The 12,319-nt window shown below is 64.6% G+C and carries 13 protein-coding genes; 6 read left to right on the forward strand and 7 right to left on the reverse strand.

Annotated elements, in window-relative coordinates; translation table 11 throughout:
- The first annotated feature begins 35 nt into the window (after positions 1 to 35).
- Positions 36 to 623, forward strand: coding sequence for a GNAT family N-acetyltransferase (locus tag FOM02_RS04145; protein WP_011084002.1), 588 nt, complete (start codon positions 36 to 38; stop codon positions 621 to 623).
- Positions 624 to 752: 129 nt separating this feature from the next.
- Entirely contained in the window at positions 753 to 1,409 is a 657-nt protein-coding gene (locus FOM02_RS04150) for a hypothetical protein (RefSeq protein WP_027561971.1), read from the forward strand.
- A gap of 453 nt (positions 1,410 to 1,862) precedes the next feature.
- Here the strand turns inward: FOM02_RS04150 and FOM02_RS04155 are convergent, their stop codons facing one another.
- The 5 genes from FOM02_RS04155 to FOM02_RS04175 form a co-directional block, all read right to left on the reverse strand.
- Positions 1,863 to 2,348, reverse strand: coding sequence for an ATP F0F1 synthase subunit B (locus FOM02_RS04155; RefSeq protein WP_265441457.1), 486 nt, complete (start codon positions 2,346 to 2,348; stop codon positions 1,863 to 1,865).
- A 5-nt stretch (positions 2,349 to 2,353) separates the two neighbouring features.
- On the reverse strand, positions 2,354 to 2,920 hold the full coding sequence (locus FOM02_RS04160) for an ATP synthase subunit B (RefSeq protein WP_027561973.1): 567 nt from the start codon (positions 2,918 to 2,920) through the stop codon (positions 2,354 to 2,356).
- A gap of 60 nt (positions 2,921 to 2,980) precedes the next feature.
- On the reverse strand, positions 2,981 to 3,208 hold the full coding sequence (locus tag FOM02_RS04165) for a F0F1 ATP synthase subunit C (protein ID WP_018643436.1): 228 nt from the start codon (positions 3,206 to 3,208) through the stop codon (positions 2,981 to 2,983).
- A 53-nt stretch (positions 3,209 to 3,261) separates the two neighbouring features.
- A complete protein-coding gene (locus FOM02_RS04170) occupies positions 3,262 to 4,011 on the reverse strand; it encodes a F0F1 ATP synthase subunit A (RefSeq protein ID WP_027561974.1) in 750 nt (249 codons plus the stop codon).
- A gap of 111 nt (positions 4,012 to 4,122) precedes the next feature.
- On the reverse strand, positions 4,123 to 4,497 hold the full coding sequence (locus FOM02_RS04175) for an AtpZ/AtpI family protein (RefSeq protein ID WP_027561975.1): 375 nt from the start codon (positions 4,495 to 4,497) through the stop codon (positions 4,123 to 4,125).
- Between the two features lie 358 nt (positions 4,498 to 4,855).
- Between FOM02_RS04175 and FOM02_RS04180 the strand changes: the two genes are divergently transcribed.
- Together FOM02_RS04180 and FOM02_RS04185 are read left to right on the forward strand one after the other, a co-directional pair.
- Positions 4,856 to 5,389, forward strand: coding sequence for a hypothetical protein (locus FOM02_RS04180; RefSeq protein WP_027561976.1), 534 nt, complete (start codon positions 4,856 to 4,858; stop codon positions 5,387 to 5,389).
- A 132-nt stretch (positions 5,390 to 5,521) separates the two neighbouring features.
- Complete coding sequence (locus FOM02_RS04185; RefSeq protein ID WP_027561977.1) at positions 5,522 to 5,995, forward strand: secondary thiamine-phosphate synthase enzyme YjbQ; 474 nt, start codon at positions 5,522 to 5,524, stop codon at positions 5,993 to 5,995.
- A 122-nt stretch (positions 5,996 to 6,117) separates the two neighbouring features.
- On the opposite strand, the gene FOM02_RS04190 is transcribed toward FOM02_RS04185, so the two are convergent.
- On the reverse strand, positions 6,118 to 7,743 hold the full coding sequence (locus FOM02_RS04190) for an MFS transporter (RefSeq protein ID WP_181411734.1): 1,626 nt from the start codon (positions 7,741 to 7,743) through the stop codon (positions 6,118 to 6,120).
- 340 nt (positions 7,744 to 8,083) lie between these two features.
- Here FOM02_RS04190 and FOM02_RS04195 point away from each other — a divergent pair, with 340 nt between their 5' ends.
- The gene (locus FOM02_RS04195; protein WP_027561979.1) at positions 8,084 to 8,755 is read left to right on the forward strand and encodes a response regulator; all 672 of its coding nucleotides are present in this window, start codon (positions 8,084 to 8,086) and stop codon (positions 8,753 to 8,755) included.
- Positions 8,756 to 8,860: 105 nt separating this feature from the next.
- On the opposite strand, the gene FOM02_RS04200 is transcribed toward FOM02_RS04195, so the two are convergent.
- The gene (locus FOM02_RS04200; RefSeq protein ID WP_265441458.1) at positions 8,861 to 11,701 is read right to left on the reverse strand and encodes an ATP-binding protein; all 2,841 of its coding nucleotides are present in this window, start codon (positions 11,699 to 11,701) and stop codon (positions 8,861 to 8,863) included.
- 198 nt (positions 11,702 to 11,899) lie between these two features.
- Here FOM02_RS04200 and FOM02_RS04205 point away from each other — a divergent pair, with 198 nt between their 5' ends.
- Positions 11,900 to 12,319, forward strand: coding sequence for an organic hydroperoxide resistance protein (locus FOM02_RS04205; protein ID WP_027561981.1), 420 nt, complete (start codon positions 11,900 to 11,902; stop codon positions 12,317 to 12,319).

Consider the following 12,319-nt stretch of genomic DNA (forward strand, 5'->3'; position numbering starts at 1 on the left):
GCGCCACGGAGCCTCCGCCTTCGGGAAGCATCACCATGGCTCTCTTTCGCCTGCCTTCCAGTGGACCCGCCGCCCTCGCTCCGCGCGGCAACGGGCTGCTGCTGCGTGCGCCGCAGATGTCGGACTTCCTGCAATGGGCGCATCTGCGCGAGAGCAGCCGCGATTACCTGACGCCCTGGGAGCCGATCTGGCCGTCGGACGATCTCACCCGGTCTGGCTTCCGCCGCCGTCTGCGCCGCTATTCCGAGGACATTGCTGCGGACCGCTCCTACCCCTTCCTGATCTTCCGCGAGCTCGATGGGGCCATGGTGGGCGGCATCACGCTCGCCAATGTCCGCCGCGGCATCGTGCAGGCCGGCACCATCGGCTATTGGGTCGGCCAGCCCCATGCCCATCGCGGCTACATGACGGCGGCGCTGCGGGTGCTGCTGCCGACGCTGTTCGGCGAGCTCAATCTGCACCGGGTCGAGGCCGCCTGCATCCCCACCAATGCGCCGTCGATCCGTGTCCTGGAGAAGTGCGGCTTCTCCCGCGAGGGGCTCGCGCGGCGCTATCTCTGCATCAACGGGGTCTGGCAGGACCATCTGCTGTTCGGCCTGCTGCACGAGGATTTCCGCGGCTGAACCCAGCCCTTCCTGTGGCCAAAGTCGCATTGCGACGGCCTTTTGCTGCCTTGGGTTCGCCGATTTTGACGATATAACGCGCATGGCCGGCGGTGATCGGCCGGTATTTGTCATGGAGTATGGGTGTCGATGGTGCAGGAGCTTCGGTCATCGCGGAATGCGTTGCGACGGGGGACGGGGATCGCGCTGGCGTTGTCGGTTGCGCTCGCCTCGGTCTCTCCGGTGGCGGCCCAGTCGCTCACCGACCGCTTCAAGAACCTCTTTGGCGGCAAGTCCGACGAGCCGGCCCAGCCCAAGCCGGCGCCCGCGCCGGGCCAGCCGGCCGCCGATGACGACGTCGATTGCCCGCAGGTCACGGTGCGCGCTGGCGCCTCGACCTACGGGGTCGGCTCTACCGGCAAGCCGGCCGTCGGCAACGACGTCCGCTTCCAGGCCTCGATCACCAAGATGGCGCGCGAATGTGTCCGGAACGGCGGCGAGATCACGGCCCGGATCGGCATCCAGGGCCGCGTCATCGCCGGTCCTGCCGGCGCGCCATCGACGGTCGAAGTGCCCCTGCGCGTCGCCGTGGTGCAGGGCGGCGTCGGCGAGAAAGTGATCGCCTCGAAGGCCTACCGGACCACGGTCGAGATGGCGGAGGGCGGCAGCGTGCCGTTCACCTTCGTTGCCGAGGACCTGTCCTACCCGGTGCCGTCGGCCGCGGTCGCCGATTCCTACATCTTCTATGTTGGCTTCGACCCGCAGGCGCTCTCGCCCGAGCCGAAGGGGCGAGGGAAGAAGAAGTAGGCTGTATCTCTGGGCAGCGTCACCCTCGGGTGACGCTAGGACCAGGGGTTTCCGCCCATATGGAAGAGCTTTGCGAGGTCGTAACAGGCTCCGCAAAGCACCTTTGGATCGAGATGCTCCAATGCATCACCGATCCACTCACCGCCGGTTTCGGCAACCCGGTTATTGCACTCACCGCACCATGCATCGGATCTTGGATTCCCTGAATCAGATGCCCAGAAGAAGCCAACGCGTTCGCGCCTCGTGAGGCCATGGACGACGTGCTGGCACACGAACGTCATCGGCTGCCGACCGTGCGTACTGCATTGGACAGTTTTCATGCGATCTCAAAAGATCATGGCCCGGATCGCTCGATTAGACAGCCAAACGGCCGATCCGTCTACGATCGACCTAGGCCAACAAAAAAGCCGGCGCTCATCGCGCCGGCTTTTTGATTGGTGAGGGCTTCTGTTCTCAGTTCAGCTTCTGCCGAACCTCGTTGATGCCCTTGGCGAGCAGATCGTCGGCCACCTGGCCCTTGACCGACTGCGACAGGATCGTCGAGGCGGCCTGGACGGCGGCTTCCGCGGCTGCGGCGCGGACATCGGCGAGCGCCTGGGCTTCGGCGAGCGCGATCTTGCTCTCTGCGGTCTTGGTGCGGCGGGCGACAAAATCCTCCATCTTCGCCTTGGCCTCGCTCGCGATGCGCTCGGCTTCGGACTTGGCATTGGCGATGATGTCGGCAGCCTCGCGCTCGGCGGTGGCGCTGCGCGCCTTGTAGTCGGCGAGCACCTTGGCCGCTTCCTGCTTGAGGCGCGTGGCGTCGTCGAGCTCGGCTTTGATGCGCTCGGCGCGATGATCGAGCGCGGTCAGCGCCGACTTGAACACCCCGAGATAGCCGAACACGACCATCAGGATCACGAAGGCGACGGCGACCCAGGTTTCAGGATCGAAGAACATCTCGACTAACCCTTCAAGGACGCATCAACGGCGGCATTGACCGACGCCGCATCCGGAACGACGCCGGTGAGCTGCTGCACGATCTGGCCTGCCGCATCGGCCGCGATGCCGCGGACGTTGCTCATGGCGGTCGTGCGGGTCGAGGCGATGGTCTTCTCCGCCTCGGCGAGCTTGGCCGCCAGCTGCTCTTCCAGCGCCTTGCGCTCGGCATCCGCCTGCGCATTCGCCTTGTCGCGGGATTCGTTGCCGATCGCCTGCGCCCGCGAACGCGCCGAAGCGAGCTCGCTTTCATAGGCCTTCAGCGCCGCCTCGGACTGGTCCTTCAGCGCCTGCGCCTCAGTGAGGTCACCCTCGATCTTGTTCTGACGCGCTTCGATCGCACCGCCGACCTTGGGCAGAGCGAGCTTGGACACGATCACGTAAAGCAGGACGAAGAAGATCGCGAGCGACACCAGCTGCGAAGCAAAGGTGCTGGTCTCGAACGGCGGAAAGCCGCCGCCGTGATGACCGCCGTCGGCTTCGGTGTGGGCGTCAGTCGCCGGACCTTTCGCCCCGCCATGACTCTCGGCCATGGAGTACTCCTGTTGCTGTCACGCGCCGCTTCGGATGAAGCGCGCGGAAGAGGTCGTTCTTTAGAAAACGAACAGCAGAAGCAGAGCGATCAGCAGCGAGAAGATGCCGAGCGCTTCGGTCACGGCGAAGCCGAAGATCAGGTTGCCGAACTGGCCCTGAGCGGCGGACGGATTGCGGACGGCTGCGGCGAGGTAGTTGCCGAAGATCACGCCCACGCCGACGCCCGCACCGCCCATGCCGATGCACGCGATGCCCGCGCCGATAAGTTTTGCTGCTGCCGGATCCATTTTAGACTCCTTGGAAGAAAGATTGGGTTGTGGGTGGAAATTCCCCGGACCGCTCAGTGTCCCGGATGAATGGCGTCGTTGAGGTAGATGCAGGTCAGGATCGCAAACACATAGGCTTGCAGGAACGCGACCAGGATCTCGAGGGCGTAGAGCGCGATCGTGAGCGCGAGCGGCAGCACGCCGCCGACCCAGCCGATGGCGCCGAGCGAGAAGCCAAGCATGGCGACGAAGCCCGCGAACACCTTCAGCGCGATGTGGCCGGCCAGCATGTTGGCGAACAGACGAATGCTGTGCGAGACCGGCCGCAGGAAAAACGACAGGATCTCGATGAACATGACCAGCGGCAGGACGTAGCCGGGGACGCCGTGGGGAACGAAAATCGAGAAGAATTTCAGGCCGTTCTTGGCGACGCCGTAGATCAGCACGGTGAAGAAGACCAGCAGCGCCAGCCCGGCGGTGACGATCAGATGGCTCGAGATCGTGAAGGTGTAGGGAATGATGCCGACCAGGTTCGAGACGCAGATGAACATGAACAGCGAGAAGATCAGCGGGAAGAACTTCATGCCTTCCGCGCCGGCCGTCGAGCGGATGGTCGAGGCGACGAATTCGTAGGAGATCTCGGCGACCGACTGCAGACGCCCGGGAACCAGTTGCGTGCCGCTGGCAAGCATCAGGATCGAGATGATGGCGACCGCCACCAGCATGTAGAGCGATGAATTGGTGAAGGCGATCGTGTGATTGCCGATATGGCCCAGGGTGAAGAGAGGCTCGATGTTGAACTGGTGGATCGGGTCGATTTTCATCAGCGCGGCATCTCTTGGTCTGCCGGGCAATGCCGGCGGGTCTCGGTCTGCCGGCCGGGCCGGCCCGCACCGGCGAAGCCGGCGCGATCATTCCTCTCCTGTGGGATCGGCTTACGAACCACCGCGCCTGTTTTGACCCGCGCCCGCCGATCTCACCACATTCACCACGCCGGCGACGAAGCCCAGCAGCAGGAACACGATAAACCCGAAAGGCGACGTCGACAGCAAGCGGTCGAACCCCCAGCCAATCCCCGCTCCGACAGCGACACCGGCGACCAACTCCGAGGATAACCGAAAACCAAGCGCCATCGCCGAGGCTCTGGCCGCTCCGTCTCCACTGTCACCTGTGGGTTGCTCGGTCTTGATGTGGCGGCCGCGAATTTCGGACAACCGCTTATCAAGACTTCCGAGCCGTTCGGAAAGCGCAGCTTCCTCGGGCGATCTATCGCGATTTCCATTCTCGTCGTGTCCCGTGTCTTGAGCCATGCCACGAAGACCAGAAACGCCGCGGTTGAATGGAAACTACGCCCGCCACCCTCAAAAGCCGCGCGGACCATACTGATGGCCCATAATCAAGTCAAGCCAAGTCACGATTGCGTCGCTTTCTGCTATCTAGCTGATTTTGTTTATGGTATCGCCGCGCGCGGCAGTGCTGCACACAGCGTGACGCCGCACCGCAGCAGCTCTCGGCATGATCGGGGGAAGCGGTCCCCATTTCGCCGTGCTGCCGGGATCAAAGGGGCCGCCGTGATCGTTGATGCCGTGCGCGCGTTTTGGGCGGCGGATCGCCGGCCGGGGTGTAGAATTGCGAGAGCGCCACCGGCGCGTCGTGGCGGAGAGCGCGATGAGACCTGCGAAACCATCCACAACAACTTGCACGGCATCTTGGCTTGCGGCGATGGCGTTCGCCGCGGCGATGACCGCCGGCGGCGGCATCGTTGCCGCCCAATCCGCGCCCGACAGTGAAAACGGCCGTTACAGCATGACGCCGATTCCCGAGGGCGTGCTGCGGCTCGACACCCGCACCGGCACGGTGTCGACCTGCACCAAGAACGGCGCCGGCTGGGCCTGTTACGCTGTGCCCGACGAACGGACTGCGCTCGACGCCGAGATCGGCCGGCTCCAGGCCGAAGTCGAGAAGCTGAAGGGGCAGCTCGCGGCCGGGCCGACCGTCTCGGGCAAGATCGACGAGGCGCTGCCGAAATCCGATCCGCTCAAGAAGGCGGAGCCGAAGGTCGCCGAGGGCGACCGCAAGATCGAGATTCCGCTGCCGAGCGACCAGGACATGGACCGCGTGATGTCGTTCCTGGAAAAGGCCTGGCGCCGGCTGATCGACATGGCCAATCGCGTGCAGAAGGACGTGTCGGGGAAGATTTGATGCGCGACGAGCTGCCGTAGGTTGGGCAGAGGCGCAAAGCGCCGTGCCCACCACCTTGATGTCGTCGCGCACATTGGTGGGCACGCTCCGCTTTGCCCACCCTACGGCAGCTTCCCGAGTTGAGAGATTTCGATGACATCCACCAAATCCGTCACCCGCTCGGCGCCGTCGTCAGTGCAAGCCACGACGATCGCATCGTCGCTGCTGACCGTGCAGACGCCGGGCCGCGGCTTCACCGATCTCACCAGCGAAGCCACGAAATTCATCGACGAGGCCCGCGCGCGTGAGGGCGCGTTGACGCTGTTCATCCGGCACACCTCTGCCTCGCTCACGATCCAGGAGAATGCCGATCCGTCCGTGCTGGTCGATCTCACCACGGCACTGTCGCGGCTAGCGCCCGAGAATGCCGGCTGGACACACGACACGGAAGGACCGGATGACATGCCCGGGCATGTCAAGACGATGCTGACGCAGACTTCGCTCCAGGTGCCGGTCCTGAACGGCAGGCTCGCGCTCGGCACCTGGCAGGCGATTTATCTGATCGAGCATCGCGCGCGCCCGCACCGGCGCGAGGTCGTGCTGCAATTCATCGGCAGCAATCAGTAGAGCGTTTTCGAGCGAAGTGGGTACCGGTTCGCGTGAAGAGAACGCGTCAAACCAGGAATCCACAAAATGAAACCGGCCGCGGATCGCTCCGCGGCGGCTTGTGGTGTCGATCGCTGTGTCGATCAGGTCGCCTTGATGTCGACGTCCTTGGTCTCGGGCAGGAACAGGAAACCGATCACGACGGTGATGGCCGCGAAGATGACCGGGTACCAGAGACCTGCATAGATATCGCCGGTCGAGGCCACGATCGCGAAGGCGGTTGCCGGCAAGAGGCCGCCGAACCAGCCGTTGCCGATGTGGTAGGGCAGCGACATCGAGGTGTAGCGGATGCGGGTCGGGAACAGTTCAACCAGCATCGCGGCGATCGGGCCGTACACCATGGTGACGAAGATCACCAGGATGAACAGCAGCCCGATGGTCGCGGCCACCTGCGGACGGAAGATGTCGAACGGATGCGCCATCTTCACGATGCCCGCATCGCCGGTCTTGGGATAACCGGCCGCCTGCACCGCGGCGAGAACGGCCGGGTTGCTGTCCTTGGCGCTGGTGTACGGAACTTCCTTGCCGTTGACCACCACCTTGACGCCGGAGCCGGCCGGGCCCGACGTGGTCGAGTACTTGACCGACGACTGCGACAGGTAGGCGCGCGCGGTGTCGCAGGGCGCGGTGAAGACGCGGGTACCGACCGGGTTGAACAGGTCGCCGCAGCCTGCGGGATCCGCCAACACGTCGACCTTGACCGACTCGATCGCCTTTTCCAGCGCCGGGTTGGCGTTGGTGGTGATCATCTTGAAGATCGGGAAGAAGGTCAGCGCCGCGATCAGACAGCCGCCGAGGATGATCGGCTTGCGGCCGATCCTGTCGGAGAGCATGCCGAACACGATGAAGAAGCCGGTGCCGAGCAGCAGCGACCAGGCGATCAGGAGGTTGGCGGTGTAGCCGTCGACCTTCAGGATCGATTGCAGGAAGAACAGCGCGTAGAACTGGCCGGTGTACCAGACCACGCCCTGGCCCATCACGCCACCGAGCAGCGCGAGCAGCACGAGCTTGCCGTTCTGCCAGTTGCCGAAGGCTTCCGTCAGCGGCGCCTTCGAGCTCTTCCCTTCATCCTTCATCTTCTGGAAGATCGGGGATTCATTGAGGCGAAGCCGGATCCAGACCGAGATGCCGAGCAGCAGCACGGAGACCAGGAACGGGATGCGCCAGCCCCACTTCGCGAACTCGGCTTCGCCGGTCGCGGTGCGGGTGAACAGGATGACCAGCAGCGACAGGAACAGGCCGAGCGTCGCGGTGGTCTGGATGAAGGAGGTGTAGTAGCCGCGCTTGCCGTTCGGAGCATGCTCCGCGACATAGGTCGCCGCACCGCCATATTCGCCGCCGAGGGCCAGGCCCTGGGCGAGGCGCAGCGCGATCAGGATGATCGGCGCCGCGATGCCGATCGTCGCCGCGTTGGGCAAGAGACCGACGATGAAGGTCGACAGACCCATGATCAGGATGGTGACGAGGAAGGTGTATTTGCGGCCGACGATGTCGCCGACACGGCCGAACACGATGGCGCCGAACGGCCGGACCAAGAAGCCCGCGGCGAATGCCAGCAGCGCGAAGATGTCGCGTGTGGCCGGCGGATAGTCCGAGAAGAATTGCACGCCGATGATCGAGGCGAGCGAACCGTAGAGATAGAAGTCGTACCACTCGAAGACGGTACCGAGCGAGGAGGCGAGAATGACGAAACGTTCGTCCTTCGTCATCCCTCCTGCGCCTGTCTGAGACACAGCCATTGTCGACATGTTGAGTCGCTCCCCGAAATGCGTTTCCTCGCGCCCCGGATGTCCGGGCATGCCGGATCAACCCAGGTCTTGGGGCGCAAGGTAACATCGGCGTGAAACCCGCCCCAATACGACTTTCGGCCTTGCGCACTGACGCGCACCTGACGGCGCGCAGCCTCCAGGTGGCACGATAGTGCTCGACTTTGGATTAACCCCGTTCCCGCAAAGGGATATTGTCTGCTTGCATGCCACGGCGGGTCGGGAAAGAATTGACCGAGGCCCCGGACCGGCTTACTGGCCGGTGATTGCCAGCAAGAGAACGATGAACGCTCCCTCGACCCATCTCGTCATTGCCGATGACCATCCCCTGTTCCGCGATGCGCTGCGGCAGGCGGTGGCGGGCGTCCTGACCTCTGCCAGGATCGACGAGGCCGGATCGTTCGAGGATCTGACCAGGCTTCTGGAACAGGCCTCCGACGTCGATCTGATCCTGCTCGACCTGTCGATGCCCGGGATCTCCGGCTTTTCCGGCCTGATCTATCTGCGCGCGCAATATCCGGCGATCCCGGTGGTGATCGTCTCGGCCTCCGACGACAATGCCACGATCCGCCGCTCGCTCGATTTCGGCGCCTCCGGCTTCATTCCGAAGCGGTTCGGCGTCGAGACCTTGCGCGACGCCATCCTCAAGGTGATGGAGGGCGACGTCTGGGTTCCCGCCGACACCGACCTGTCCGCCGCTGCCGATCCCGACATGACGCGCCTGCGCGACCGCCTGGTGACGCTGACGCCGCAGCAGGTGCGGGTGCTGATGATGCTGTCGGAAGGCCTCCTCAACAAGCAGATCGCCTATGAGCTCGGCGTGTCCGAGGCCACCATCAAGGCGCATGTCTCGGCGATCCTGCAAAAGCTCGGCGTCGAGAGCCGGACGCAGGCCGTGATCGCCGCCGCCAAGATCGCCGGCGGCCAATGGAAGCAGGGCACCCCGACGGGGTAGAGCATGATCCGGAAAAGTGCGCAGCGGTTTTCCGAAAAGATCATGCTCAAACAATAACCTAAAGCGCAATGACGATTCGTCCTGATCTCGTCGCGCTTTAGTCCGCTACAGCGTCGCCAGCAGCACGCCGGCCGCCCTGATATCAGCCGTCTCGGAGCCATCGGCAAAACCTTCGAGCGCCGTCTGGAGCAATTGCCTTGCGTCCTTGCGGCTGCGCCATTCAGCGAGAAGCTGCGCAAGATCAATCGCCACTCGCAGCTCCCAGGCTTTCGCGCCCTTGTCGCGGCTGAGCTTCAGCGATCGCATGAGGCAGGCCTCAGCGTCGCCGGTGTTCGGCTCCGGTAGCGACAGCAATATCTTGGCCTTCATGCGCAGCAGCTCGGGCATGTAGAGATGGTCGCCGCTCTGTTCGACGAGGCCGATGGCATCGTCGATCAGGCTCGCGGCCCGTTCGATCTGGCCGAGCGCCAGCAGGCCGTGGACCTGAGCGATGTTGAACGTCGTGGTGAGCAGCTCGTAACCGGCGTCGTGAAGCTCGCGCAGGCAGGCTGTGATCGTCTCGACACCGACCGCGGCATCGCCGCGCCGGATCGCGATTTCGCCTTTGACGCCGCGGCCAACCGCGAGATAGGGGCCCATCGAGCGCGAATTGGCATGGGCAATGAAGCGGTCGATGTTCTCTTCCGCGCTGTCGAGGTTTCCGCTCCAGAGATCGATCGAGACCAGCCATATCAACGCGATGCAGAGCGTGATCGGATGGTCCATCTGCGCGGCATCATCGACCGTCTGTCGCGCCAGTCGCTGTGCATCCTCGGACCGGCCCTGCAACCAAAGCTCGCGCGCGAGCGAGATGCCGGCCCGGTTGCGGTGATCGAAGCCGTGGATCGTGCTGATCCGCTCCGTGCCCGGGCCTTGCCAAGCCGCCTCCAGCATGGTCAGCGCGTCGCGATGCTCGCCGGCCAGATGCAAGGAGACACCCAGGAGCGACCTTGCGAGGGCAATTGAAGCAGCATCGCCGAGGGCTTCGGCGACCTTGAGGCTCTGCTGGGCGTAGCCGAGCGCGGCGTCGAACCGTCCCATCCGTTCGTGGAAGATATGCATGCGGCCAAGCAGCTGGAGCTGGTTCGGCGCATCGCCGCGAGCCTCGGCGATCGCGAGACTTCTCTCCAGTGCCCCACGCGCCGCCTCGCTGCCGCCGCGCGTGAACATCAAGGTCAGGCCGAGCGCGGCCTGGACGTGCATTTCCTCGGCGCTGCCGCGCGTTGACGGATCAATCGCAAGCAGTGCCCGTTCCGACCAGCGCCGGCATTCGATGAGCAGCGACATCGCCAGGAACATCGGGGATGCCGATGCCGCGAGCGCAATGCCGATGCCCGCATCGCCGCTCGCGCCAAAGCACCAGTCGAGCGCGGCGCGCACATTGTGAAGCGCGGAGAAATGGATCGCGCGCTCGTCGGCGCTCGGTATGGTGGCCCATATCGCGCCAGCCTGTTCCAACCATCGCCGATAATAGGTTGCGTGGCGGGCCGCGAGTGCCGCCTCATCAGGTTCGATCTCGAGCAGATAGGCCCGCGTCGTGTCGAGCAGGCGATAGCGCATCATGGCGCCGATGGGGCGCGGCGCGACCATCGACTTGGCGACGAGGCTGTCGATGGCGTCGAATAGGCGGGAGCGGTCGACGCGCTCGTCCGGCACGACTTCCAGCGCGGCGTCGATGGTGAAGTGGCCTGCGAAGACCGCGAGGCGGCGCAACACGAGACGCTCGGTGTCGGACAAGAGGCCGTAGCTCCAGTCCAGCGTCGCTTGCAACGTCTTCTGGCGAGGCGGCGCGGTGCGCTGGCCCTGCCAGAGCAGATTGAGGCGCTCGTCGAGCAGCGTGGCCGTCTGCTCCAGGCCGTAGGCATCGACCCGGCCCGCGGCGAGCTCGATCGCCAGCGCCATGCCGTCGAGCCTGCGGCAGATGTTCGCGACGATCGCGGCATTGGCATCGTCGAGCGCGATCTGCGCGCCGCCGGCTGACGCCCGCTCGAGGAAAAGCTGGAGCGCTGGATAGGTCTGTGCTGTCGCTGCCGTCAGCTCGGTGCCGTCGGGCGGAACGGCAAGCGGCGCCAGCCGATAGACTTGCTCGCCCTCGACGCGCAGGGCTTCGCGGCTCGTGGCGAGGATATGGACATGCGGCGCGGCGTGGAAAATCTCCGCTGCGAGAGACGCCGCAGCGGCGATGACATGCTCGCAATTGTCCAGGATCAGCAGCATCCGCTTGTCCTGCAGATGGGCAAGCAACGCGGGCAGCGGGTCGTCGGCCTGCGCCGGCAGACCCAGCATCAGCAAGATCGAGGTGATCACGAGATCGGGATCGCTGAGCGCAGCAAGGTCAACGAAGTGCGCGGCGTCCGAGAATGTCTCGAGCAGGTCGTGAGCGATCGCCACCGCGACAGCGGTCTTGCCGACACCGCCGGGACCGGCGATCGTGACGAATCGTGAAGTCGTGAGCCTGTCCGAGATGGCTGCGATGGCATCATCACGCCCGACCATCCGCTGCAGCCGGTTGGGAAGTTTCACCGGCGGCAGTTCGCGCCGCGGTGCTGGGCGGCGTTCTGCGGGAATCTCCACTTGCGAGATCGCCGCCACGAAGCAATAGCCGCGGCCGGAGAGCGTGGTGATGTAGCGCGCGCCGTCTTTCCCGTCGCCGAGGGCTTTGCGAAGCGCTGCAATGTGGAAGCGCAGATTGGCTTCCTCGACGGCCATGCCGGGCCAGACCTGCGCCATCAGCTCCCATTTGCTGATGACCTCGTTCGGCCGCGACATCAGCGCGATCAGCGTATCGAAGCTCTTGGCGCCCATCGGCAGCGCGACGCCGCCGCGCATGACGAGCCGCTCATGCGGCGTCACGGTGAATGGCCCGAACGACAATGTCGATGCCGCGGGCGCGGCCGGCTCAGTCATCACGAAATCTTGCTCATTTGCAGGACCGCATAACGAGCGGACGTCGATCCGGCAAGACCGGCTTTGCATCGGCATCAGACCTCGTCTGCAGGGCCTCCCTGACCGGGTTCCCTGCCGGTCTCACAATTTCTCACAACTCCCAACGGGCGCGCCGCGGAGGTGGCTGCTAGTCAGATGCGCGACGGCAAGGAGACTTTCATGACACAAGCGACAAAGCTGATCTATACGGCGAGGACCCACACCAGCGGCGGACGAGGGGATGGCATGTCCCGCAGCTCCGACGGCCGCCTGGATGTCAAATTGTCGCCGCCGGGCGGAGCAGGCGTCGGCACCAACCCCGAGCAGTTGTTCGCGGCGGGCTGGTCGGCATGTTTCGAAGGCGCCATGGAGATCGCCGCGCGGAAGCGGAAAATCGTGCTTCCCAGGAAAAGTGCGATCGATGCGGAAATCGACCTTCTGCACGACGATGGCACTTTCGCCCTGCGGGCGCGCCTCAATGTCAGCCTGCCGGGCCTCGATCACGAGGTCGCGCGCGGCATCGTCGATGAGGCGCACCAGACCTGTCCTTATTCCAGGGCCGTGCGCGGCAACATCGACGTCACAGTCGCACTGATCTGA

Origin of the sequence: Bradyrhizobium sp. SEMIA, from assembly GCF_014844175.1 — a bacterium.
GTDB lineage: Bacteria > Pseudomonadota > Alphaproteobacteria > Rhizobiales > Xanthobacteraceae > Bradyrhizobium > Bradyrhizobium arachidis.

Bases quoted from the DNA above. Each gene is read 5' to 3' on its own strand.
- FOM02_RS04145 (WP_011084002.1), top strand. From the start codon at position 36: ATGGCTCTCTTTCGCCTGCCTTCCAGTGGACCCGCCGCCCTCGCTCCG.
- FOM02_RS04175 (WP_027561975.1), bottom strand. From the start codon at position 4,497: ATGGCTCAAGACACGGGACACGACGAGAATGGAAATCGCGATAGATCG.
- FOM02_RS04185 (WP_027561977.1), top strand. From the start codon at position 5,522: ATGACATCCACCAAATCCGTCACCCGCTCGGCGCCGTCGTCAGTGCAA.
- FOM02_RS04165 (WP_018643436.1), bottom strand. From the start codon at position 3,208: ATGGATCCGGCAGCAGCAAAACTTATCGGCGCGGGCATCGCGTGCATC.
- FOM02_RS04190 (WP_181411734.1), bottom strand. From the start codon at position 7,743: ATGACGAAGGACGAACGTTTCGTCATTCTCGCCTCCTCGCTCGGTACC.
- FOM02_RS04160 (WP_027561973.1), bottom strand. From the start codon at position 2,920: ATGGCCGAGAGTCATGGCGGGGCGAAAGGTCCGGCGACTGACGCCCAC.
- FOM02_RS04200 (WP_265441458.1), bottom strand. From the start codon at position 11,701: ATGACTGAGCCGGCCGCGCCCGCGGCATCGACATTGTCGTTCGGGCCA.
- FOM02_RS04150 (WP_027561971.1), top strand. From the start codon at position 753: ATGGTGCAGGAGCTTCGGTCATCGCGGAATGCGTTGCGACGGGGGACG.
- FOM02_RS04170 (WP_027561974.1), bottom strand. From the start codon at position 4,011: ATGAAAATCGACCCGATCCACCAGTTCAACATCGAGCCTCTCTTCACC.
- FOM02_RS04180 (WP_027561976.1), top strand. From the start codon at position 4,856: ATGAGACCTGCGAAACCATCCACAACAACTTGCACGGCATCTTGGCTT.
- FOM02_RS04155 (WP_265441457.1), bottom strand. From the start codon at position 2,348: ATGTTCTTCGATCCTGAAACCTGGGTCGCCGTCGCCTTCGTGATCCTG.
- FOM02_RS04195 (WP_027561979.1), top strand. From the start codon at position 8,084: ATGAACGCTCCCTCGACCCATCTCGTCATTGCCGATGACCATCCCCTG.
- FOM02_RS04205 (WP_027561981.1), top strand. From the start codon at position 11,900: ATGACACAAGCGACAAAGCTGATCTATACGGCGAGGACCCACACCAGC.